Consider the following 23,936-nt stretch of genomic DNA (forward strand, 5'->3'; position numbering starts at 1 on the left):
GGAATACGGGGCCCGAACTCCCAGAATGCGAAGAGCGGTTGGAACTGAAGAATTTCCGAAACCGCACTGCCCCCTCGTTTCCCGTCCCACGAGATGAACAGCCGTCGGCGACCGGCCGCGGATACTGATCAGCTGCGCACAAGGGATGGGACATGAGTCCGAGAGGAGCCCGCGCCAGGCGGGCGAACGGCAAGAAGCGCGTGACGTGGCTCGCGGCAGGGGTCGTCGTCCTGGGAGGCACGGGTGTGACCGCCGTCGCCGCCTCGGCGGGCGGCGAGGAGGCCGGGCCCGGTGACGGGACACGGCCGGCGAGGGCACATGTGCTGGCCCTGGACGGCAAGGACCCGAAGAGGCGCGCGCTCCCACGCACCGGGACACGGACGTTCTCGCTCATCGGCGTCTCGTGGGAGGACAGCGGCGACACCTTCGAGGGCACCGCTCAGATCCGTACCCGCGAGGCGGCCATCGGCGAGTGGAGCGCATGGCGCGACCTCGACTTCGACGTACGGGCACCCGAGTCCACCGAGGGCAAAGAGCCGGACGTGCGGGGCGCCTCGGAGCCACTGTGGGTCGGCCCGTCGGACGGGGTCGAGGCAAGGGTCGTCGCGGACGGTGGGGAGACCGCGGTGCCCGACGCGCTCCGTCTCGACATGATCGACCCCGGCGAGACCGTCAAGGCCAAGGGCAGCGGCAAGGGGAGCGGAAAGGGCGGTGGCAAGCCCACCGCCTCCCCCGACGCCACGCAGACCACCCCCGCCGAACCCGCGCCGACCGGCACACCGACGACGGCCGCGCCCAGCGCCGACCCGGGTGACACGACAGGGGAGCCAGGCAGCGGCGAGACATCGCAGCCCCCGACCGGTGCGCCTGAGGACCCGGCCCCGTCCACCACCCCGACCGAGTCCGCCCCGGGCACGGACCCGTCGGAAGTCCCGTCGGAAGTCCCGACGGAAGGCCCGACGGACGAACCCACCGGGCCTCCGACCGACGGCCCCACCACGGAGCCGAGCACCACCGCTCCGACCGCTCCCACCGCCCCGGCCATCGTCAGCCGTGCCGACTGGGGTGCGGACGAGTCCCTCGTCCAGGACCCGCCCTCGTACCTGAACAAGGTCGACGCCGTCTTCGTCCACCACACCGCCGGGACGAACGACTACACCTGCGCCGACTCTCCGGCCATCATCCGCGCGATCCTCACGTACCACGTACGGACGAACGGCTGGAACGACATCGGCTACAACTTCTTCGTCGACAAGTGCGGCACGGTCTTCGAGGGCCGCGCGGGCGGCGTCGACCGGCCCGTCCTCGGCGCGCACACCTACGGCTTCAACAGCTACTCCTCCGGCATCTCCCTGCTCGGCAACTACGAGACCGGCGGCACCCCGACGGCCGCGGCCAAGCAGGCCATCGCCGACCTCGCCGCCTGGAAGCTCGGCCTGCACGGCGTCGACCCGGAGGCGAAGGTGACGCTCACCGCCGCCGCCGACACCGGCGTGTGGACGAAGGGCCAGGCCGCCACGCTGAACACCGTCTCCGGGCACCGCGACGGCTATGCCACGCTCTGTCCCGGCGCGCGCCTGTACTCCGAGCTCCCGGGAATCCGTACGGCCGCGGGCGGTTCCCCGTACGCCACCGGAAACTGACGAGCACGAGCACCACGAACAACAGCGGCCGGGACCTTCACAGGGTCCCGGCCGCCCGGCGTCGCACCGCACCGTCGCCGTTGACGATGACGTTGACGTGCAGGAAGGCGTGGTGCACGTGCTCTGCGGTTACTTCCGGCCGGGAGTCCATTTCATGCCGAGCCGGTACGCGCGGGAGATCACGTCATGGACGACGGAGCCGTCCTGTGGGGTGAACCAGCGCACCTCGCGTCCGATGACGAGTTCGCCCTTCTGCCGCTTGATGAGGGCGATGGCGCAGGCGTGTGCCTGTGGCGGGCAGTCGTCCAGGGCCACCCGGAAGCGGTTGCCGCGGTCGGAGATCAGGGTCACTACCGCGTCGAGGCCGCGGAAGTCGCCGGACCCGTCGTAGATGTAGACGAAGAGCAGGAGCTTCTGGAACTCGTCCTGGTGGTCCAGGTTGATGACGAGGTTCTCTCCCGTCTCCCGGGCCCCGGTCCGGTCGTCCGTGTCGAGGGCGACGTAGGGGAAGTGGTCCACCGCACCGAAGGCGTTGCCCAGGGCTTGGACCACGGTCTTGGAGCCGTCGGTGCAGCGGATCATGCAGCCGAGGTCGAGATCCACCTTCCTGGCCGCGGCCGATCGCAGCGATGCCCGGATCCGGCCGAACAGACCGCGGGCCTCGCCGGCCGCCCGCTGAGCGGCGGCCTGCGGCGAGGTCCAGTTGAGGTTGACCTTGATCAGTCCCGATGTCACGCCGTGTTTGTCCAAGGAGACCGTGGGGGCGGCCTTCGTCAGGTTCACGGTGGCGGGCTTGGTCATGCGGCACCTTTCCGAGGAAGGGAGGAGCGGGCGACGACACTACGGGCGAGTGCGAGGTGCCGCGGAGGGGCGGCCGGACGGCTGGGTCGGCATGGCGAGGAGGGTGCTCGAACTGCTGGAGGCATCGCCTCGTGAGGATGGCACTGTTCTGATCGCTGGAGTCGTTCGACCTGACGGTCGTTAGAGTGAGGGCCGTTGAGCGGATCCCGAGCCGGATCGGAGCGCGAGGCGCGTGGGCGGCCTTACGGAAGCGAAGCTGAGGGCGCTGGCCGGGGCGCGGTCGTTCGAGCGTGGGCTCGCTTACGTCGACGCGGTGTCCGGGGTCGAGTTCGGTGACGGCTGGATCAGGGCGTCGGTACGCGGCACGGAGCGGTACGAGGTGGAGCTGCTCCTGGGCGGGCGCAGGAAGCCGACGGGCACGTGCGACTGCCCGTACGGTCAGGAAGGCAACTTCTGCAAGCACCTGGTCGCGCTCGGCCTGATCGTGATCGGTCAGAAGGCAGACCTCTCCCGGCGGCGTCAGTCGGCCCGGACAGGGCGCGGGGCCTCGACGCCTGGCCGACGGGCCTCTCGCGGGAGGAGCTGCGCGCCCTCGTGCGGGAGGAAATGGCCGGGGACCGGCAGCTGCGGCGCCGCCTGGAACTGAGGGCGGCGAGCGCTCGCGGAGACCTGGCCGAGGTCCGCTCCCGCATCCGTGAGCTGCTGGACATCGGGCCGTTCGCCCAGTACGGCTACGTCGAGTACGCCGACGCCCGCGCCTACGCCGACCAGGCCGGGCAGGCGATCAACGCGATCCGCTCACTGACGACCTCCGGCCGGCCGGCCGACGCGATGGCTCTGGCCCGGGAGGCGATCGGCATGCTGGCCGGCGTGGTCGAGAACGTCGACGATTCCGACGGCCGGCTCGGACGGATCGGCACCGACCTCGCCGACGCTCACCACGAAGCCTGCCGCGCGGCCAGCCCCGACCCGGACAAACTCGCGCACTGGCTGGTGACGCACGCGCTCGACGACGCGGCCGACCTGACGGGCATCGACCCGCTCGACTACGAGGACCCGCTCGGCGAGCGGGGGATGGCCGCCCTGCGCCGGTACGCGGTCGACGCGAGGCAGGCCAACCTGCTGCCCGAACCGCCCGCGGCTCACCCACTGCAGCACGTCGCGCCACCGCTCCCGCCCAGACACCCGCCCCACCTCGTGAGCCTGGCCGGCTAACTGCTGTGCTGCCTTCTGGTCATTGGTCATGGCCCCATCGTTCCCCCTTCGGGGCTGGCGCGAGCGCTCCCACTGCCGGGGGCTCAGGAGCCGAAGAAATGGTGGGGCGGGTCTCTCACATGCGGACACGTAATCGGTCAACGCTACGACCTGCGACCTAGCTGTCGGTGGTGGTCAGCGTTGGTCGTCTCTGGTTGCCCTTGGACGGCCCAGCGGCGGCCCGACGAAGGGTCGTGACTGGCGCGGCGTTACCATCTCGAGCATCGTGATCATGTGTGAGTATCGTGGAGATCTTGGGGTGGGTAATGCGTAGGGGCTTGGTTTTGCTGGGGATCGTTATTGCGCTGTCGGCGTCGGCTTGTGGTTCCTCGGATCAAGGATCCGGCAACGAGAGTGTTGCGGGAACTCGATCAGCAGTGACCAGTAAGGCGGTGGGCTCGCCTTCGGCGACAAGTGAGGCAACAGCTACACCATCTGCGTCTGAGGATCAGGGGAGCATGGGATCTGTGAGGCTGGCTGATCAACTCAAGTTCGGTCAACCGTACGACTTCAGGCGGGACTCTGAAATCGATCGGACCGTATCTGAGCAGCGTGGCAACGTCACTGTGCTTGAGTACCGGTCGAACGTTGTTCCCGCTGCGGAACGACCGCAGGAACTGCATGACTACCTGGACGGTAGTTACTTCTGGTCCTCGCTCAAAGTTCGCATCTGCCACGACGGGGGTGAGGCTGATGCCGGCGCCGACGACTCCATGAGTATTTCGGCCTGGCCGTGGGCCCTTGAGCTGTCGGATGGCTCATTGGTAAGCCCGTTCGATGAAGATCTGAGCGGGTTCCCTAAGCCCTTGTATCCCATGGATGACGAAGAACTCGCTGCGGGAGCTTGCCGAACAGGGCACATCGTATTCGCGGTGCCAGATGGGCAAGGAGTGAAGCGAGTGCTGTACATCAGGCAAAGTTCGCTTCCTGTTGCCTGGATGAATCAGTGAGTCTTTAGGTAGGCCGACATTTGAGGGTGGGGCAGTGGGAGCCCCGAACCTGGCTCGGCTGTATCGATGAGGTTGGTGGAGCGGCTTTGGGGCGAGTGATCATGGCCCCGTAAGCTTTCGGCGCGTCGGGCATTCTGTGGACCTGCCCGGTAAATCACGACGTTGGGGCCATGATCTTAGAGGCTCGCCCCAAAGTGGCTGCCTAAAGCCGTGGAGCCGACCGGCCCCAGCCACAGGGGGGTTCGCCACCCATCAACCCGAGCTGTTAGGCGTGCGGCCGGCGGCCGGGCTGGAGCGGGGCGGGTGCCTTGATGACGGAGAAAAAAGCCACTCTGAGCTGGTACGAATTCGCGTTGAGGTATCTGGCCATGAAGTGGCCGCATGCAGCTCCGAACACACGCGACGGCATCAACGAGTCGCTCACGTCCGTGACGGTCGCGCTCCTGGAGGATCGGCCTGGTCGGCCCGCCGATGACGTGCTTCGCAAGACGCTGCGAACCTGGGCCTTCGTCCTTCCCGGTCCTGCTGACAGGGAGCTCCCTGTCGACGTGGGCGACACGCTCCACTGGGTCTCGAAGGCGTCGCGTCCCTTGGCCGTCCTTACCGACCCCGTGGTCGGCCGGGCCACTCTCGACTCGCTCAAGCTGAAGCTGGACGGGACGGCTGCAGCGGCCGAGACCGTGCAGCGGAAGCGCCGCACCCTCATCAACGCGCTGAATTACGCTGTGGATCTTGGCGAGTTCTCTGAGAATCCGCTGACCTCCGTTCGCTGGCAGAAACCGAAGGTCTCCAATGAGGTAGATCCACGAGTCGTCGCGAACCCTGAGCAGGTTCGGTCCCTGCTTCATGCCGTCTCCTACGTGGGTGGCTACCGCCGCGCCCGCGGCCGGCGTTTGGTCGGGCTCTTCGCTGGGATGTACTTCGGGGGCTTCCGGCCCGCCGAGGTCGTCGGCCTGGCCGAGCCGGACCTCTCGCTTCCCGCTTCCGGCTGGGGGATTGCTCTCCTCCACCGGACGCGCCCCAGTGTCGGCAAGCAGTGGACCGACTCCGGCGAGAGCCACGACGACCGAGGCCTGAAGAACCGCCCCACCGAGGACGTCCGCCGGGTGCCGATCCCGCCCCAGCTCGTGAGCATCTTCCGCGAGCACATCGACACCTTCGGTACGGCCGACGACGGACGCCTGTTCTTCAGCGAGAGCGGGGGAGTGGTGTCCTCCTCGACCTACTACCGGGCCTGGAAGGAGGCCCGGTAGCTCGCGTTCCCGCCGGCCGTCGTCACCTCGCCGCTCGCCCGGCGCCCGTACGACCTTCGGCACTCCGCGCTCTCCACGTGGCTCAACGCAGGTGTCGACGCCACCGAGGTCGCCGAGCGCGCCGGCAACAGCGTGGAGGTTCTGCTGAGTCGGTACGCGAAGTGCCTGGACGGGCGGCAGGAAGTAGCGAATCGGAGGATCGAGGACCTGCTCCGCGAGTACGAGTGAGAGACGAGTGAACACCCTGCGAGGCCCTGGGACCTGTCCCGGGGCCTTCCGCGTTTCCGCCCCTCACCTGCGGCTTCGCCCCGCGGCCCAGGCCGCGAATAGGCCGCGACCCCTGTCATACGGCCACTCACCCCGGCACACGCCTGCACATACAACAAGACCCCGCGCTCAGCGTTTCCGCTGATCACGGGGTCTTTTGGCACTTCCTGCGAAGTGCCCCCGGCAGGATTCGAACCTGCGCACACGGCTCCGGAGGCCGTTGCTCTATCCCCTGAGCTACGGGGGCGCTGCCGCGTTCGGCGGCGACGGGTAGAACCCTACCAGCTCTCCGGGAGTGGCTGTGAACAGGTATTTCCGGGGTGTCACCGGGGGGTCCGTCCCCCGCACGGGTCAGAAGTGGGTAAAACCCGGACGCAGCCGTTCGGGGCGGCCTACTCTCGTCGTGTGTCAGGCGCGTCCGGCCGGGTGCTCGTTGTCGACGACAACAAGGTGATCCGGCAGTTGATCAGGGTCAATCTCGAACTCGAGGGGTTCGAGGTCGTGACCGCGGCCGATGGTGCCGAGTGTCTGGATGTCGTGCATCGGGTTCGTCCTGATGTCGTCACCCTGGACGTCGTCATGCCCCGACTCGACGGGGTCAGGACGGCCGAGCGGCTACGGGCCGATCCGCGGACCAGTCATCTGCCGGTCGCGATCATCAGCGCCTGCGGTGAGCACGAGGTCGCCGACGGGGTCGGCTCCGGGATCGACGCCTTCCTCGCCAAGCCCTTCGAGCCCACCGAGCTCGTCCGCGTGGTCCGCCAGCTCATGCACCGCGAGCGGCGTGAGCGGCCGGAGGCGGCCGGGTCCGACGGCGGAGAGGAGCCTGCCGCGGGCGAGGGGCGGCAGGATCAGGAGACCCGACGCGCCGGGGGTACGCCCGGGGTGGTCCGAGCACGGCTTTTGAGTACGGACTCTGAGCACCGACTCTGAGTATGGAGTCTGAGCACGGACTCTGGGCGTGGCTCCGGACCGAGGCCCGACGGTTCGAACCGCAGCCCGGAACGTAGCCCGGACCGCGCCCGGGACGCAGCCCGGACCGCGCCCGGACCGCGTCCCAAGCCCGGCCTCGTGGTCCTCGTCGTCGGCCCGGGTGCCCGCATGGCGAAACCGGTTCGCGTTCCGACCCCCCTCCTCCCCTAGGCTTGCCCCGTGACCCCCGCGGACCTCTCCCTCACCGTGCTGCACGCCGTGCGCCGCGCGGTCGACGACGGTGCGCTGCGGGTCGACGTACCCCCGCGGGTGAAGGTCGAGCGGGCCCGTCCCGGTGGCACGGGGGAGTACGCCAGCAGCATCGCCCTGACCCTCGCCCGGTCCGCCGGGCGCAGCGCCCTCGATGTCGCGGGGATCCTGGAGGAGCGGCTCCGGGACGCTCCCGGGCTCCGGGGCGTCGAGATCACCGGGCCCGGGTTCCTGAACTTCAGCCTCCGGCGCGACGCCGGCGGCGAGCTCGTCCGGGCGGTCCGGGAAGCCGGATCCGCGTACGGGAGCGGCACCGCGCTCGCCGGGACCACCGTCCGCTTCGCCGATCCCACCGAGGCCCGGGCCGCCCTCGTCACCGGGACCGTCGTCCGGCTCCTCCGGCTGCACGGGGCCGACGCCGGGTTCGGCGGCACCGAGCGGATCCACGTGCACCCCGGGGAGTACCGGGAAGGGGCCCTCGGCCCCGACGCCGCCCGCTGGGCGCTGCTCCGGCCCGCGCCCCGGGACCGGCCCCTCGACGGGCCGCCGCTCCTCGCGCAGCACGAGCGCAACCCCCTGTTCCGCGTCCGGTACGCGTACTCGCGGGCGCGAAGGCTGCTCGTCAACGGCGCGCAGCTCCGGATCACACCCGTGTACGAGGACGAGGCGCCCGTCGACGCACCCGAACTCCTCGGCGCCCTCGGCGACCACCCCGTCGTCCTTCTCGCCGCCGCCCGCCACCGCGCCCCCGACCGGGTCGCCCGGCACCTGGAAGCCACCGCCGACGCGCTGCTCGCGTTCCAGCACACCGTTCTGCCGCTCGGCGACGAGAAACCCTCGGCCGCCCACCGTTCCCGGCTCGCGCTCGCCGAAGCCGCCGGGACGGTGCTCGCCGGTGGCCTCGCCGTGCTCGGCATCAGCGCACCCGATCGGATCTGAGAGAGCAGAAGAACAGACATGAGCCGTTCCGCCCACCCCGCAGGGCCCCGCCACGCCGACGTCCTTCCCGAGGGCCACTACTCCGCGCCGCCGACCGACCTCAACGTCCTCGACCCGAAGGTGTGGTCCCGGACCGTCACGAGGGACGAGCAGGGCGTCCTCACCGTCGGAGGCCTGAGCGCGACCGACCTCGCCGAGGAGTTCGGCACGCCCGCCTACTTCCTCGACGAGACCGACTTCCGCGCCCGCTGCCGCGCCTGGGCCGAGGCCTTCGGCACGGACGCCGACGTCTTCTACGCGGGCAAGGCGTTCCTCTCGCGGGCCGTCGTGCGGTGGCTCGAGGAGGAGGGGCTGAACCTCGACGTGTGCTCCGGCGGCGAGCTCACCACCGCGCTCTCCGCCGGCATGCCCGCCGAGCGCATCGCCTTCCACGGCAACAACAAGAGCGAGGACGAGATCCGTACGGCCGTCGAGGCCGGGGTCGGGCGGATCGTCCTCGACTCCTTCCAGGAGATCGCGCGCGTCGCCCACATCGCGCAGTCCCTCGGCAAGCGGCAGCGCGTGCAGATCCGGGTGACGGTCGGCGTCGAGGCCCACACGCACGAGTTCATCGCCACCGCGCACGAGGACCAGAAGTTCGGCATCGCGCTCGCCGGGGGACAGGCGGCCGAGGCCGTGCGCCGCGCGCTGAAGCTCGACGGGCTCGAGCTCATCGGCATCCACTCGCACATCGGGTCGCAGATCTTCGACATGGCCGGCTTCGAGGTGTCCGCCCGCCGTGTGGTCCAGCTGCTCGCCGAGGTGCGTGACGAGCACGGCGTCGAACTCCCCGAGATCGACCTCGGCGGCGGCCTCGGCATCGCGTACACCTCCGAGGACGACCCGCGCGAGCCGCACGAGATCGCGAAGGCGCTCGGCGAGATCGTGACGCGGGAGTGCGAGGCCGCGGGGCTCGCCACTCCGCGCATCTCCGTCGAGCCCGGCCGGGCGATCGTCGGGCCGACCGCCTTCACGCTCTACCGGGTCGGTACCGTCAAGCCGCTCGAAGGGCTGCGGACGTACGTGAGCGTCGACGGCGGCATGTCGGACAACATCCGCACCGCGCTCTACGACGCCGAGTACAGCGTGAGCCTCGTCTCGCGGGCCAGCGACGCCGAGCCGATGCTCTCCAGGGTCGTCGGCAAGCACTGCGAGAGCGGTGACATCGTCGTACGGGACGCCTTCCTGCCCTCGGACCTGGCGCCCGGCGACCTCATCGCCGTGCCCGCCACCGGCGCGTACTGCCGCTCCATGGCCAGCAACTACAACCACGCGCTCCGGCCGCCCGTCGTCGCCGTCCGTGACGGCGAGGCACGGGTGATCGTCCGCCGCGAGACGGAGGAAGATCTCCTGCGTCTCGACGTCGGATGATGAAATAGTCGAGTGGTGAAATCAATGTCTCAGGATCCGGACGAGGGGCGGAAACCCCCGTCCGGTGAGTGAGACTGGTTCCACCGCAGAGAACCGTAGAACCGTAGAGATACGAACGTAGAGATACGAAGCAGGACGGAAAGAGGTCGGATGATGCGTACGCGTCCGCTGAAGGTGGCGCTGCTGGGCTGTGGAGTGGTCGGCTCAGAGGTGGCGCGCATCATGACGACGCACGCCGACGACCTCGCCGCGCGCATCGGCGCCCCGGTCGAGCTCGCCGGCGTGGCGGTCCGCCGCCCGGACAAGGTCCGCGAGGGCATCCCCGCGGAGCTGATCACCACCGACGCCACCGCCCTGGTCGAACGGGACGACATCGACGTCGTCGTCGAGGTCATCGGCGGGGTCGAGCCGGCCCGCACCCTCATCACCACCGCCTTCGAGCACGGCGCCTCCGTCGTCTCGGCGAACAAGGCCCTGCTCGCCCAGGACGGCGCGAGCCTCTACGCCGCCGCCGAGAAGCACGGCCAGGACCTCTACTACGAGGCCGCCGTCGCCGGCGCCATCCCGCTGATCCGGCCGCTGCGCGAGTCCCTCGCCGGCGACAAGATCAACCGCGTCATGGGCATCGTCAACGGCACGACGAACTTCATCCTGGACAAGATGGACACGTCCGGCGCCGGTTACTCCGAGGCGCTCGACGAGGCCACCGCCCTCGGATACGCCGAGGCCGACCCGACCGCCGACGTCGAGGGCTTCGACGCCGCCGCCAAGGCCGCCATCCTCGCCGGGATCGCCTTCCACACGCGCGTGCGCCTCGACGACGTGTACCGCGAGGGCATGACCGAGGTCACCGCCGCCGACTTCGCCTCCGCCCGGCAGATGGGCTGCACCATCAAGCTGCTCGCCATCTGCGAGCGGGCCGCCGACGGCGGGTCCGTCACCGCGCGCGTGCACCCCGCGATGATTCCGCTCAGCCACCCGCTCGCCTCCGTGCGCGAGGCGTACAACGCGGTCTTCGTCGAGGCGGACGCGGCCGGGCAGCTCATGTTCTACGGCCCCGGCGCCGGCGGCTCTCCGACCGCCTCGGCCGTCCTCGGCGACCTCGTCGCCGTGTGCCGCAACAAGCTCAACGAGGCCAACGGCCCCGGCGAGTCCGCGTACACCCAGCTGCCCGTGAGCTCCATGGGCGAGGTCGTGACGCGGTACCACATCAGCCTCGACGTGGCCGACAAGCCGGGCGTTCTCGCCCAGGTCGCGACGGTCTTCGCCGAGCACGGCGTCTCCATCGACACCGTGCGCCAGCACGGTCGACAGGACGGAGACGGCGAGGCCTCCCTCGTCGTCGTCACCCACCGCGCGCCCGACGCCGCCCTCTCGGGGACCGTCGAGGCGCTGCGCAAGCTCGACACCGTACGCGGTGTCGCCAGCATCATGCGTGTTGAAGGGGAGTAAGGACCCATGACCACCAAGGGCACCCACCAGTGGCGCGGCATCATCGAGGAGTACCGGGACCGCCTTCCGGTCACGGACATGACGCCGGTCGTCACACTCCGTGAGGGCGGTACGCCGCTCGTTCCCGCTCAGGTTCTCTCCGAGCGCACGGGCTGCGAGGTGCACCTCAAGGTCGAGGGCGCCAACCCCACCGGCTCCTTCAAGGACCGGGGCATGACCATGGCCATCACCCGGGCCAAGGAGGAGGGGGCGCAGGCCGTCATCTGCGCCTCCACCGGCAACACCTCCGCCTCCGCCGCGGCCTACGCGGTACGTGCCGGGATGGTCTGCGCCGTCCTCGTGCCGCAGGGCAAGATCGCGCTCGGCAAGATGGGCCAGGCCCTCGTGCACGGCGCGAAGATCCTCCAGGTCGACGGCAACTTCGACGACTGTCTGACGCTGGCCCGCGGCCTCTCCGAGAACTACCCGGTGGCGCTGGTCAATTCGGTCAACCCGGTCCGCATCGAGGGCCAGAAGACCGCCGCGTTCGAGATCGTGGACATGCTCGGCGACGCGCCCGACATCCACGTCCTGCCCGTCGGCAACGCCGGCAACATCACGGCGTACTGGAAGGGGTACACCGAGTACGCCGCCGACGCCGTCTCCACGCACCGGCCGCGCATGTGGGGCTTCCAGGCCTCCGGTTCCGCGCCGCTGGTGCGCGGCGAGGTCGTCAAGGACCCGTCGACGATCGCCACCGCGATCCGGATCGGCAACCCGGCCTCGTGGGACTACGCGATCGCCGCGCGCGACGAGTCGGGCGGCTTCATCGACGAGGTGACGGATCGTGAGATCCTGCGCGCCTACCGCCTGTTGGCCGCGCAGGAGGGCGTCTTCGTGGAGCCCGCTTCGGCCGCTTCGGTCGCCGGTCTGCTGAAGGCCGCCGAGCAGGGCAAGGTCGACCCGGGCCAGAGGATCGTCTGCACGGTCACCGGCAACGGGCTCAAGGACCCCGACTGGGCCGTCGCCGGCGCACCGCAGCCGGTCACCGTCCCGGTCGACGCCGCGGCCGCGGCCGAGCGCCTCGGTCTGGCCTGATCCCACCCCCTTGCCCAGGGAAAGGCACTGATCGAAACCCGATCAGGAACCTACATAGGCGCACAGGTTGGCTCGCGACACGCATCGTGCGCCTCCTGTGCGCCCTATGTCGCGGCAGAACCTTCCTTCGATAGGCTGTACCGAACCCGTCCCGCCGCATATGCGCGGTGTCGTCGCCGTTGTCGCCGCCAAGGCCGAAACGGTCCCCCGGGTTCCCGTGCGCTTCTTTGAGGCGCACGCCTGAAACACCCCGCCTGACATACCCGTTGTCGCAATCAAGGAGAGTCATCGAGCGATGGCCGGTCCAGCGTTCCGCGCCGCCGCCGTACGGGTGCGCGTCCCCGCCACCAGCGCCAATCTCGGTCCGGGCTTCGACGCCTTCGGCCTGTCGCTGGGCCTCTACGACGACGTCGTCGTCCGTGTCGCCGACTCCGGGCTGCACGTCGACATCGCCGGCGAGGGTGCCGAGACGCTCCCGCGCGACGAGAGCCACCTGCTCGTACGCTCCCTGCGCACGGCCTTCGACCTGCTCGGCGGACAGCCGCGCGGCCTCGAGGTCGTCTGCGCCAACCGCATCCCGCACGGCCGCGGCCTCGGCTCCTCCTCGGCCGCCATCTGCGCCGGCATCGTCGCCGCCCGCGCCGTGACCATAGGCGGGGACGCCCGGCTCGACGAGGCCGCCCTTCTCGAGCTGGCCACCGAGATCGAGGGTCACCCCGACAACGTCGCCGCCTGTCTGCTCGGCGGATTCACGCTCGCCTGGACCGAGTCCGGTGCCGCGCGGGCGATCAGGATGGATCCCTCGGATTCCATCGTTCCGGTGGTTTTCGTCCCCGGAAAGCCGGTACTCACCGAGACCGCCCGCGGCCTTCTTCCGCGCACCGTCCCGCACGTGGACGCCGCGGCCAACGCCGGGCGCGCCGCCCTCCTCGTCGAGGCCCTGACCCGCCGCCCCGAGCTGCTGCTCGCGGCCACCGAGGACCGGCTGCACCAGGAGTACCGGGCTCCCGCGATGCCGGAGAGCATCGCCCTGGTGAACCGGCTGCGGGCGGACGGCGTCCCCGCGGTCATCTCCGGCGCCGGCCCCACGGTGCTCGCGCTGGCCGAACACGGAACGGCCGACAAGGTCGCCCGACTGGCGGGTGAGGGCTGGGCCGCGAACCGGCTCGACCTCGACGCGTCCGGAGCGAGCGTCCTGCCGCTGGCGCCCTAGGCGCGGCGGGCCGGACGCCGGGCAGCGTCCGGTACAGGAGATTGCCGGTGAGAGAGAGGGGGAATGTTTGTTGGAGCCGGTAGTGTTAACCTCAAGTCAGCACCCGGCGCCTTTGTGGCGCGGTGCTGAGTGTCCCCATCAGGGACCACCGATTCTTCCGGGAGCCTCCCCAACTGCCTGAGCAGCCTGCCTGTGCAGTTTCGAGCACGCTCCGGAACCGGCACGACACCCCTCGCTCTTCCGCAGTGAGGGCCGAGCAGGGGGCGCTCGGGCCGGACCCACAGCACGTTCTCTCCGCCGTACCCGGCGGGACCACCGCCCCGGACACGGTCCACCCACACGGGACCGCTGCCGGACAGCACAACCGGTCGCCGAGCCAGATGGCCGACGTCCGCTCCAGGGAAGGACCCTTCGTGAGCGACACCACCGATCTGATGGGCGTGACTGCCGACAGCAGTGTCGACGCCGCCGCGCCCGCCGCAGGTGCTGCCACCGGCGGCACCGTACGGCGCCGCCGCTCCGGCACCGGCCTCGACGGCATGGTCCTGGCCGAGCTGCAGCAGGTCGCGTCCGGCCTCGGCATCAGGGGCACCGCGCGGATGCGCAAGAGCCAGCTGATCGAGGTCATCAAGGAGGCGCAGGCCGGTGGAGGCTCCGCCGCCCCCGCCAAGACCGCCGACGCCGCCGAGACCAAGCCGAAGCGCCGCACCACCGCCAAGACCCGTACCGGCGAGACCGCCGCCGAGGCCGTCGAGCCCAAGGCGGAGAAGGCCGAGAAGGCCGTCGCCCAGCAGCAGATCGACATCCCGGGCCAGCCGGCGTCGGACGACCAGCCGGCCGGTGAGCGCCGTCGTCGTCGGGCCACCGCCCCCGCCGGTTCGCCGGAGGGCGAGGCCAAGGCCGAGGCCCCGCAGGTCGTCAAGACCGAGGCCCGCGCCGAGACCCGTACCGAGGTCAAGGCCGACACGCAGACCGACGCCAAGGCCGAGGCCGCCGTCGACGGCGCCGAAGGCCGTGGCCGCCGTGACCGCGGTGAGCGGGGCGACCGCGGTGAGCGCGGCGAGCGCCGTGAGCGCCGTGACCGTCAGCGCGACCGCGGCAAGGGCGACGAGCAGCAGGGCGGTGGCCAGGGCGGCCAGCGTCAGCGCCAGGGCGGCCAGGGTCAGGGCCAGCAGGTCCAGGGCCAGGGCCAGAGCCAGCAGGGCGGCCCGCAGGCCGGCCCGCAGGACGACTACGACGACGAGGCGGGCGGCCGTCGCGGGCGTCGCGGCCGTTACCGCGACCGCCGTGGCCGTCGTGGCCGTGACGACTTCCAGGCCGGCGAGCCGCAGGTCGCGGACGACGACGTCCTGATCCCCGTCGCGGGCATCCTGGACATCCTCGACAACTACGCGTTCATCCGGACCTCCGGCTACCTGCCCGGCCCGAACGACGTGTACGTCTCCCTCGCCCAGGTCCGCAAGAACGGCCTGCGCAAGGGTGACCACGTCACCGGCGCCGTGCGGCAGCCGAAGGAGGGCGAGCGCCGCGAGAAGTTCAACGCGCTGGTCCGCCTGGACTCGGCGAACGGCATGGCCGCCGACTCCGGCCGCGGCCGCCCCGAGTTCAACAAGCTGACCCCGCTGTACCCGCAGGACCGGCTCCGTCTGGAGACCGACCCGGGCGTGCTGACCACGCGGATCATCGACCTCGTGTCGCCGATCGGCAAGGGCCAGCGCGGTCTGATCGTGGCCCCGCCGAAGACCGGCAAGACCATGATCATGCAGGCGATCGCCAACGCGATCACGCACAACAACCCCGAGTGCCACCTGATGGTCGTCCTGGTCGACGAGCGTCCGGAAGAGGTCACCGACATGCAGCGGTCGGTCAAGGGCGAGGTCATCTCCTCGACCTTCGACCGTCCGGCCGAGGACCACACCACCGTCGCCGAGCTGGCCATCGAGCGCGCCAAGCGCCTCGTGGAGCTGGGTCACGACGTGGTCGTCCTGCTCGACTCGATCACCCGCCTGGGCCGCGCGTACAACCTCGCGGCGCCGGCCTCCGGCCGCATCCTGTCCGGTGGTGTCGACTCGACCGCGCTCTACCCGCCGAAGCGCTTCTTCGGTGCCGCGCGCAACATCGAGGACGGCGGCTCGCTGACCATCCTCGCGACCGCGCTGGTCGACACCGGTTCGCGCATGGACGAGGTGATCTTCGAGGAGTTCAAGGGCACCGGCAACATGGAGCTCAAGCTCGACCGGAAGCTCGCCGACAAGCGCATCTTCCCGGCGGTGGACGTCGACGCGTCCGGTACCCGTAAGGAAGAGATCCTGCTCGGCGCGGACGAGCTCGCCGTCACCTGGAAGCTGCGTCGCGTGCTGCACGCGCTCGACCAGCAGCAGGCGATCGAGCTGCTGCTCGACAAGATGAAGCAGACGAAGTCGAACGGCGAGTTCCTGCTGCAGATCCAGAAGACCACGCCGGGTGGCTCCAACAACGACTGACGTGAGAGCCGCGTCACACGTCGGAAGCCGGGCCCCGAGTCCGTAACCCTGTCGTGACCTGCGTGAACCACCGCGCCCATCGTGCCCCGCACGGTGGGCGCGGTGCTGTTTCCGTCACCGGCCCCCGAAACCTCACAGGTCCGCATGCAACCCTTTCGGGCGCTTCGCCGTCACACATGGTGAACCCAGGGCCGAGGGAAGACGATGACCGAGCAGAGCAAGAGGGGCCGGACAGCCGGCGCGGGAAGCGGTCGCCGCCGCAAGCCGCCCGCCGGGCGGAGGCGGGGACTGGCGATCCTCGGCTCGGGAGTCGCCGCGGTCCTCGTGCTCGGCGGCGCCGGACTCGGATACGTGTACGTCAAGCTCGACGGCAACATCGAGGCCGTCGACATCAACGCCCAGCTGGGCGCCGACCGCCCCGACGACGTCGACGACGGCTCCCTGGACATCCTCGTCCTCGGCTCCGACTCGCGCGCCGGCGACAACGACGGCTACGGCGAGGACGAGGGCGGCGCCCGCTCCGACACCGCGATGGTCGTCCACGTCCACGAGGGCCACAAGAGGGCGAGCGTCGTCTCCATACCCCGCGACACCCTCGTCGCCCGGCCCTCCTGCGCCGACGGCCGGGGCGCCGCCGTCGCCGGTGAGCAGCGGGCCATGTTCAACACCGCGTACGAGGCCGGCGGCCCCGCCTGCGCCGTCAAGACGGTCGAGGCGATGTCCGGCATCCGCATGGACCACTACATCGAGGTCGACTTCACCGGCTTCAAGAAGCTCATCGACGAACTCGGCGGCGTGGAGATCACCACCACCGCGGCCATCAAGGACGACAAGAGCCACCTCGACCTCGCACCGGGCACCCACACCCTCGACGGCGAGCGGTCCCTCGGCCTCGTCCGCACCCGCAAGAGCGTCGGCGACGGCAGCGACCTCGGTCGCATCCAGCTCCAGCAGGCCTTCATGAAGGCCTTCGTCGAGCAGGTCAAGGACGTCGGCGTCCTCACGAACCCGAAGAAGCTCCTCGACCTCGCCGACGCCGCCACCAAGGCGATCACCCCCGACTCCGAACTCGACTCGGTCCAGGAGCTGATGGGCTTCGCGAAGGGCCTCTCCGGCATCGGCGCCCGGGACGTCCACATGGTCACCCTGCCCGTCGAGTACGACCCCCGTGACCCCAACCGCGTCGTCCCCCTGGAAGCCCGGGCGCGGGAGGTCTGGACGGCCCTGAAGAACGACCGGCCGATCCCCGCGTCCGCGACGAAGGGCGCCGCCACCGGCAAGGCCGACGGTGTCGTGAAACAGCCCGCGGCCCCGTGAGGAGCACCTCGGAGCTCCTCACGGGGCACTTCCGGAATACTTCCGGCCCGACCCCGGTTTTGGGAGATACGGCCGGTCCTGGCAGACTGGTACGTCGGTCCCGGTTCACGCTCGCCGCAACCCGCGGAAGCGACCCGGAGCCCTCCCGAAACTAGGAGACACCTTGAAGCGCGAGATTCACCCCGAGTACGTCGAGACCCAGGTCAGCTGCACCTGTGGCGCGTCGTTCACCACCCGGAGCACCCTGACCGAGGGCACCATCCGTGCCGAGGTCTGCTCCGAGTGCCACCCGTTCTACACGGGCAAGCAGAAGATCCTCGACACCGGCGGCCGCGTGGCCCGCTTCGAGGCCCGCTTCGGCAAGGCCGGCTCCGCCGCGAAGTAGCGAGCCCCTGCGCCGGTCCACGGTCGCCCCGCGCGGGTGGCCGGGACCGGCGCTTTGCCGTCCCCGTAGCAACTGACGAAAAGACCAGGAGCCCCCCGATGTTCGAGGCGGTCGAGGAACTGGTCGGCGAGCACGCCGGCCTGGAGACGAAGCTCGCGGACCCCTCGGTCCACGCCGACCAGGCGAACGCGCGCAAGCTCAACAAGCGCTATGCCGAGCTGACCCCGATCGTCGCCACCTACCGGGCCTGGAAGCGGACCGGTGACGACATCGAGACCGCCCGCGAGTTCGCGCACGACGACCCCGACTTCGCCGCCGAGGTCAAGCAGCTGGAGAAGGACCGGGAGGAGCTCACCGAAAAGCTCCGCCTGCTCCTCGTCCCGCGCGACCCGAGCGACGACAAGGACGTCATCCTGGAGATCAAGGCGGGCGCCGGCGGCGACGAGTCCGCCCTCTTCGCCGGCGACCTGCTCCGCATGTACCTCCGGTACGCCGAGCGCGTCGGCTGGAAGACCGAGATCATCGACGCCACCGAGTCCGAGCTCGGCGGCTACAAGGACGTCCAGGTCGCCGTGAAGACCAAGGGCGGCAACGGCGCCACCGAGCCCGGCCAGGGCGTCTGGGCCCGCCTCAAGTACGAGGGCGGGGTGCACCGCGTCCAGCGCGTCCCCGCGACCGAGTCCGCCGGCCGCATCCACACCTCCGCCGCCGGCGTGCTCGTCACGCCCGAGGCCGAGGAGGTCGAGGTCGAGGTCCACGCCAACGACCTGCGCATCGACGTCTACCGCTCGTCAGGACCCGGCGGCCAGTCGGTCAACACCACCGACTCCGCGGTCCGCATCACCCACCTGCCGACCGGCATCGTCGCCTCCTGCCAGAACGAGAAGAGCCAGCTCCAGAACAAGGAGCAGGCCATGCGCATCCTGCGGTCCCGGCTGCTCGCCGCCGCGCAGGAGGAGGCCGAGTCCAAGGCCGCCGACGCCCGCCGCAGCCAGGTCCGCACCGTCGACCGGTCCGAGAAGATCCGCACGTACAACTTCCCGGAGAACCGGATCTCCGACCACCGCGTCGGCTTCAAGGCGTACAACCTCGACCAGGTGCTCGACGGCGACCTGGACGCCATGATCCAGGCGTGCGTCGACGCCGACTCGGCCGCCAAGCTCGCAGCGGCGTAAGCAGCAGCGGCGCAAGTCCCGTAAGCCCCACCCCCGCACCACGGAGGACCAGCGTGCAGTCACTTTCTGGGGGGCGACCCCCAGGCCCCCGAAGTCTGCTGCTTGCCGAGGTGGCCCAGGCCACCCAGCGGCTGGCCGACGCCGGCGTCCCCTCACCGCGTTTCGACGCCGAGGAGCTCGCCGCGTTCGTGCACGGCGTGAAGCGGGGGGAGCTGCACAACGTCAAGGACGCGGACTTCGACGCCCGCTACTGGGAGACGGTCGCCCGCCGCGAGGCCCGTGAACCGCTCCAGCACATCACCGGACGGGCGTTCTTCCGCTACCTGGAGCTCCAGGTCGGACCCGGGGTCTTCGTGCCCCGCCCGGAGACCGAGTCGGTCGTCGGCTGGGCCATAGACGCCGTCCGCGCCATGGACGTCGTCGAACCCCTCATCGTCGACCTCTGCACCGGCTCCGGGGCCATCGCCCTCGCCATGGCCCAGGAGGTGCCGCGCTCGCGCGTGCACGCCGTCGAACTCTCCGACGACGCCCTCGTCTGGACCCGCAAGAACGCCGAGGGCTCCCGCGTCAGCGTCCACCAGGGCAACGCGCTGTCCGCCCTCCCCGAGCTCGACGGCCAGGTCGACCTGGTCATCTCCAACCCGCCGTACATCCCGCTCACCGAGTGGGAGTACGTGGCGCCCGAGGCCCGCGACCACGACCCGGAGATGGCCCTCTTCTCCGGCGAGGACGGCCTCGACACCATCCGCGGCATCGAGCGCACCGCCCACCGCCTGTTGCGCCCCGGCGGCCTCGTCGTCATCGAGCACGCGGACACCCAGGGCGGGCAGGTGCCCTGGATCTTCAACGAAGAGGCCGGCTGGGCCGACGCCGCCGACCACCCGGACCTGAACAACCGGCCGCGCTTCGCGACCGCCCGCAAGGCAATGCCGTGACCGGCATGACGAACCACGTGTACAAGGAGGCCGGGAACTGATGGCACGGCGATACGACTGCAACGAGGCGACCGACCGAGTGACCGGTCTGCGCGAAGCCGCGTCCGCCGTCCGCCGGGGCGAGCTGGTCGTGCTGCCCACCGACACCGTGTACGGGATCGGGGCGGACGCCTTCAGCAGCGAGGCCGTCGCGGACCTGCTCGCCGCCAAGGGCCGGGGCCGCAACATGCCCACGCCCGTGCTCATCGGCTCCCCGAACACCCTCCACGGCCTCGTCACGGACTTCTCCGAGCAGGCCTGGGAGCTCGTCGACGCGTTCTGGCCCGGCGCCCTCACCCTCGTCGCCCGGCACCAGCCGTCCCTCCAGTGGGACCTGGGCGACACCCGGGGCACCGTCGCCATCCGCATGCCGCTGCACCCGGTCGCGATCGAGCTGCTCACCGAGGTCGGCCCGATGGCCGTCTCCTCGGCCAACCTCACCGGCCACCCGTCGCCCGAGGACTGCGACGCGGCCCAGCAGATGCTCGGCGACTCCGTCTCCGTCTACCTCGACGGCGGCCCGACCCCCGGCATCGTCCCCTCCTCCATCGTCGACGTCACGGGCAAGGTCCCGGTGCTGCTGCGCGAGGGCGCGCTGTCCCCGGAGGAGCTCCGCAAGGTCGTACCCGACCTCGAGGTGGCCAGTTGACCGCCCTTGAGGGGCGTGGCATAGCGGGGTTCGACGACAGCAACACCTTCCGCATCCTCCACGTCAGCACCGGCAACGTCTGCCGCTCGCCGATCACCGAGCGGCTGACCCGCCATGCCCTGTGCGACCGCCTCGGCGACCCTCTCGGCGGCGGCCTGATCGTGGAGAGCGCGGGCACCTGGGGCCACGAGGGCGCCCCGATGGAGGCCAACGCGGAACTGGTCCTCGCCGACTTCGGCGCGGACTACAGCGGCTTCGTGGGGCGCGAGCTCCTCGACGAGCACGTCATCCGCGCGGATCTGGTCCTGACGGCGACCCGCGACCACCGGGCCCAGGTCATCTCCATGGGCCACTCGGCGGGCCTGCGCACCTTCACCCTGAAGGAGTTCACCCGCCTGGTCCGCGCGATCGACCCGGCCACGCTGCCCGACGCCCACGACGAGGGCATGGTGGAACGCGCCCGCGCCCTGGTCCGCGCGGCAGCGGCTCTACGCGGGTGGCTCCTGGCCCCCTCGGTGGACGCGGACGAGGTCAACGACCCGTACGGCGCCCCGATCACCTTCTTCCGCTCGATCGGCGAAGAGATCAACGCGGCTCTCGACCCGGTGGTCACGGCGCTGACGGGGGTTTCGGCGCGGGACTGACGGTCCTTGAGGGCGTGCGGGGCGGGGAACTGAGGGTCCTTGAGGGCGTGCGGGGCGCGCGACCGGCGTTCGGCGGGCGGGGTGGTGGGGGTGTGTCTACATTGGTGACATGTCGGTCACCGCACCCCCCGCCGAGGAGCTCGACGTCCTGCGTCGGCAGGACCCGGAGATCGCCGACGTGCTGCTCGGCGAGGTGCGTCGGCAGGCCGACAGCCTGCAGCTGATCGCCGCCGAGAACTTCACCTCGCGCGCCGTCCTCGCCGCCCTCGGCTCCCCGCTCGCCAACAAGTACGCCGAGGGATACCCCGGCGCCCGTCACCACGGCGGCTGCGAGTACGCCGACGCCGTCGAGCGGATCGCCGTGGAACGGGCCACCGCGCTCTTCGGGGCCGACCACGCGAACGTCCAGGCCCACTCGGGCTCCTCGGCCGTCCTGGCGGCGTACGCGGCCCTCCTGAGGCCCGGTGACACCGTCCTCGCCATGGGCCTGAACCACGGCGGGCACCTCACCCACGGTTCGCCCGCGAACTTCTCCGGGCGCTGGTTCGACTTCGTCCCGTACGGCGTGGACGCCGAGACCGGGCTCGTCGACCACGAACAGGTCGCCGCGCTCGCCCGCCACCACCGCCCCAAGGCGATCGTGTGCGGCTCGATCTCCTACCCCCGCCACCTCGACTACGCGGTGTTCCGCGAGATCGCCGACGAGGTCGGCGCCTATCTCATCGCCGACGCGGCCCATCCGATCGGCCTGGTCGCCGGGGGAGCGGCCCCGAACCCCGTCCCGTACGCGGACGTGGTCTGCGCGACCACCCACAAGGTGCTGCGGGGTCCGCGCGGCGGAATGATCCTCTGCGGCGACGAGCTCGCGGGCCGGATCGACCGCGCGGTGTTCCCGTTCACCCAGGGCGGCGCCCAGATGCACACGATCGCGGCGAAGGCGGTGGCCTTCGGCGAGGCGTCCACCCCGGCGTTCACCGCGTACGCCCATCAGGTGGTCGAGAACGCCCGGGTCCTCGCCGAGGCCCTCGCCGCCGAGGGCTTCGCGCCCATCACCGGCGGCACCGACACCCACCTCATCACCGCCGACCCGTCCTCCCTCGGCATCGACGGCCGCACCGCCCGCGCCCGGCTCGCCGCCGCCGGCATCGTGCTCGACACCTGCGCCCTGCCGCACGGGGAGGCGCGCGGCATCCGGCTCGGCACCGCCGCCGTCACCACGCAGGGGATGGGCGCCCCGGAGATGGCCAGGATCGCCGCGCTGTTCACCGCCGCGCTGCGGGACGACGCCGGGGAGACGGCCGGGGTACGCGCGGAGGTACGGGTACTGACCGGCAGATTTCCCCCGTACGGACGGTGAGGAAAGGCCCGGGAAAAGCCGGGGAGAGGCCGAACGCAACCGTTCGGGGGGCCCGCGTGTCTCCAAGCACATGGACGGCACGGCTAGGGTGTGGGGCTGAGATGGCCAGCGATTCCTGTGGGGCAGCCCGTGCGTGATTACCTGCTGACGCTCTGTGTCACGGCCGCGGTGACCTATCTGCTCACCGGTCCGGTGCGGAAGTTCGCCATCGCGACCGGGGCGATGCCGGAGATCCGCGCCCGCGACGTACACCGAGAACCGACTCCGCGGCTCGGTGGCATCGCCATGTTCTTCGGGCTGTGCGCGGGACTCCTCGTCGCCGACCACCTGCAGAACCTGAACAGCGTCTTCGAGCTCTCCAACGAGCCGCGCGCGCTGCTCTCCGGCGCTGCCCTGATCTGGCTGATCGGCGTCCTCGACGACAAGTTCGAGCTGGACGCGCTGATCAAGCTGGGCGCGCAGATGATCTCGGCGGGCGTGATGGTCGTCCAGGGTCTGACGATCCTGTGGCTGCCGATCCCGGGCGTCGGCGTGGTCCTCCTGACCCCGGCGCAGGGCACGCTCCTGACCGTCGCCCTGGTGGTCCTCACCATCAACGCGGTCAACTTCGTCGACGGTCTCGACGGCCTCGCCGCCGGCATGGTCTGCATCGCCGCCGCCGCCTTCTTCCTGTACGCGTACCGCCTCTGGTACGGCTACACGATCGAGGCCGCCGCCCCCGCGACGCTCTTCACGGTCGTCCTCATGGGCATGTGCCTGGGCTTCCTGCCGCACAACATGCACCCGGCGCGGATCTTCATGGGCGACTCCGGCTCGATGCTGATCGGTCTGATCCTGGCGGCCTCCGCCATCTCGATCACCGGCCAGGTCGACCCGGACGCGCTGAAGATCTTCGAAGGCTCGACCCGGGAGGCCACCCACGCCGCCCTGCCGGTCTTCATCCCGCTGCTGCTGCCGCTGACGATCATCGCGATCCCGATGGCGGACCTCATCCTGGCGATCGTGCGCCGCACGTGGAACGGCCAGTCGCCGTTCGCGGCTGACCGCGGGCACCTTCACCACCGGCTCCTGGAGATCGGGCACTCGCACAGCCGCGCGGTGCTGATCATGTACTTCTGGTCGGCGCTGATCGCCTTCGGGACGCTGGCGTACTCGGTCCACTCGGCCTCGATGTGGATCGTCCTCTGCGTCGTCGGACTGAGCGCGATCGGTCTGGTGCTGCTCCTGCTGCCGCGCTTCAGGCCGCGCGCCCCGCGCTGGGCGCAGTCCGTGGTGCCTCCGCGTTACCGCCGCCGCAAGCGGGTTCCCGTCACGGAGGCCGCTCCGGAGGGGGTCGCGGTCGAGGAGGAGCGGGTTCCGGTACCGGCCGGCCTCCACGGCTCCACGGCCATCGGCAACCGCTCGCGCTTCACCGACCGGCGGAAGGCCGGAACGCCAAGTTGACGAGGGCCGCGTCCGCGGCTCCTAGCAGACGAGGCGCACTCCTGTCGCGCACACACGCGCGGGGTAAC

At 70.6% G+C, this 23,936-nt stretch carries 18 protein-coding genes, 1 tRNA gene and 2 pseudogenes; 19 read left to right on the forward strand and 2 right to left on the reverse strand.

Annotation, left to right across the window (positions count from 1 at the left end; all coding sequences use genetic code 11):
- Positions 1-152 precede the first annotated feature (152 nt).
- Complete coding sequence (locus tag ACFWUY_RS13915) at positions 153-1,643, forward strand: N-acetylmuramoyl-L-alanine amidase (protein WP_384106943.1); 1,491 nt, start codon at positions 153-155, stop codon at positions 1,641-1,643.
- Positions 1,644-1,772: 129 nt separating this feature from the next.
- Here ACFWUY_RS13915 and ACFWUY_RS13920 read toward each other — a convergent pair whose 3' ends face one another.
- On the reverse strand, positions 1,773-2,444 hold the full coding sequence (locus tag ACFWUY_RS13920; protein WP_384106947.1) for a hypothetical protein: 672 nt from the start codon (positions 2,442-2,444) through the stop codon (positions 1,773-1,775).
- A 232-nt stretch (positions 2,445-2,676) separates the two neighbouring features.
- Between ACFWUY_RS13920 and ACFWUY_RS13925 the strand changes: the two are divergent.
- The 3 genes and pseudogenes from ACFWUY_RS13925 to ACFWUY_RS13935 all read left to right on the forward strand — a co-directional run.
- Positions 2,677-3,563: pseudogene (locus ACFWUY_RS13925) on the forward strand (SWIM zinc finger domain-containing protein); the annotation flags it as partial.
- 593 nt (positions 3,564-4,156) lie between these two features.
- Positions 4,157-4,648, forward strand: a complete 492-nt coding sequence (locus ACFWUY_RS13930) for a hypothetical protein (RefSeq protein ID WP_384106949.1) — start codon at positions 4,157-4,159, stop codon at positions 4,646-4,648.
- 311 nt (positions 4,649-4,959) lie between these two features.
- Positions 4,960-6,129, forward strand: a pseudogene (locus tag ACFWUY_RS13935) (tyrosine-type recombinase/integrase); the annotation flags it as partial.
- Positions 6,130-6,343: 214 nt separating this feature from the next.
- Here ACFWUY_RS13935 and ACFWUY_RS13940 read toward each other — a convergent pair.
- Positions 6,344-6,415: transfer RNA gene (locus ACFWUY_RS13940), tRNA-Arg, on the reverse strand.
- A gap of 158 nt (positions 6,416-6,573) precedes the next feature.
- On the opposite strand from ACFWUY_RS13940, the gene ACFWUY_RS13945 reads away from it, so the two are divergent.
- The 15 genes from ACFWUY_RS13945 (at position 6,574) to ACFWUY_RS14015 (ending at position 23,868) form a co-directional block, all read left to right on the forward strand.
- Positions 6,574-7,101: a response regulator gene (locus tag ACFWUY_RS13945; protein ID WP_384106952.1), complete on the forward strand. Its 528-nt coding sequence runs from the start codon at positions 6,574-6,576 to the stop codon at positions 7,099-7,101.
- Positions 7,102-7,320: 219 nt separating this feature from the next.
- Entirely contained in the window at positions 7,321-8,289 is a 969-nt protein-coding gene (nrtL, locus tag ACFWUY_RS13950; RefSeq protein ID WP_384106956.1) for an ArgS-related anticodon-binding protein NrtL, read from the forward strand.
- Positions 8,290-8,307: 18 nt separating this feature from the next.
- Positions 8,308-9,699 carry a diaminopimelate decarboxylase gene (gene lysA, locus ACFWUY_RS13955; protein WP_384106958.1) on the forward strand — a complete coding sequence of 464 codons (1,392 nt, stop codon included), beginning with the start codon at positions 8,308-8,310 and terminating at the stop codon, positions 9,697-9,699.
- 153 nt (positions 9,700-9,852) lie between these two features.
- Positions 9,853-11,151 carry a homoserine dehydrogenase gene (locus ACFWUY_RS13960; protein ID WP_384107127.1) on the forward strand — a complete coding sequence of 433 codons (1,299 nt, stop codon included), beginning with the start codon at positions 9,853-9,855 and terminating at the stop codon, positions 11,149-11,151.
- A 6-nt stretch (positions 11,152-11,157) separates the two neighbouring features.
- The gene (thrC, locus tag ACFWUY_RS13965; RefSeq protein ID WP_384106960.1) at positions 11,158-12,228 is read left to right on the forward strand and encodes a threonine synthase; all 1,071 of its coding nucleotides are present in this window, start codon (positions 11,158-11,160) and stop codon (positions 12,226-12,228) included.
- A 295-nt stretch (positions 12,229-12,523) separates the two neighbouring features.
- Entirely contained in the window at positions 12,524-13,441 is a 918-nt protein-coding gene (gene thrB / locus ACFWUY_RS13970) for a homoserine kinase (RefSeq protein WP_015036193.1), read from the forward strand.
- A 413-nt stretch (positions 13,442-13,854) separates the two neighbouring features.
- A complete protein-coding gene (gene rho / locus ACFWUY_RS13975) occupies positions 13,855-15,924 on the forward strand; it encodes a transcription termination factor Rho (RefSeq protein WP_384106962.1) in 2,070 nt (689 codons plus the stop codon).
- A gap of 204 nt (positions 15,925-16,128) precedes the next feature.
- Positions 16,129-17,241 (forward strand): LCP family protein, encoded by a 1,113-nt coding sequence (locus ACFWUY_RS13980; protein WP_384106964.1) that lies wholly within the window; start codon positions 16,129-16,131, stop codon positions 17,239-17,241.
- Between the two features lie 163 nt (positions 17,242-17,404).
- A complete protein-coding gene (rpmE, locus tag ACFWUY_RS13985; RefSeq protein WP_030210647.1) occupies positions 17,405-17,626 on the forward strand; it encodes a 50S ribosomal protein L31 in 222 nt (73 codons plus the stop codon).
- Positions 17,627-17,724: 98 nt separating this feature from the next.
- Complete coding sequence (prfA, locus tag ACFWUY_RS13990) at positions 17,725-18,801, forward strand: peptide chain release factor 1 (RefSeq protein ID WP_384106966.1); 1,077 nt, start codon at positions 17,725-17,727, stop codon at positions 18,799-18,801.
- A gap of 53 nt (positions 18,802-18,854) precedes the next feature.
- On the forward strand, positions 18,855-19,736 hold the full coding sequence (gene prmC / locus ACFWUY_RS13995) for a peptide chain release factor N(5)-glutamine methyltransferase (protein WP_384106968.1): 882 nt from the start codon (positions 18,855-18,857) through the stop codon (positions 19,734-19,736).
- A 40-nt stretch (positions 19,737-19,776) separates the two neighbouring features.
- Complete coding sequence (locus tag ACFWUY_RS14000; protein WP_158990490.1) at positions 19,777-20,424, forward strand: L-threonylcarbamoyladenylate synthase; 648 nt, start codon at positions 19,777-19,779, stop codon at positions 20,422-20,424.
- Positions 20,421-21,068 (forward strand): protein-tyrosine-phosphatase, encoded by a 648-nt coding sequence (locus tag ACFWUY_RS14005; protein ID WP_384106971.1) that lies wholly within the window; start codon positions 20,421-20,423, stop codon positions 21,066-21,068. The genes ACFWUY_RS14000 and ACFWUY_RS14005 overlap by 4 nt, the downstream gene beginning before the upstream one ends.
- A 109-nt stretch (positions 21,069-21,177) precedes the next feature.
- On the forward strand, positions 21,178-22,425 hold the full coding sequence (glyA, locus tag ACFWUY_RS14010; protein WP_384106973.1) for a serine hydroxymethyltransferase: 1,248 nt from the start codon (positions 21,178-21,180) through the stop codon (positions 22,423-22,425).
- A 129-nt stretch (positions 22,426-22,554) separates the two neighbouring features.
- Positions 22,555-23,868: an MraY family glycosyltransferase gene (locus ACFWUY_RS14015; RefSeq protein ID WP_384106975.1), complete on the forward strand. Its 1,314-nt coding sequence runs from the start codon at positions 22,555-22,557 to the stop codon at positions 23,866-23,868.
- Positions 23,869-23,936: the final 68 nt, after the last annotated feature.

Origin of the sequence: Streptomyces sp. NPDC058664, from assembly GCF_042716635.1 — a bacterium.
In the GTDB taxonomy this organism is placed as follows: Bacteria; Actinomycetota; Actinomycetes; order Streptomycetales; family Streptomycetaceae; genus Streptomyces.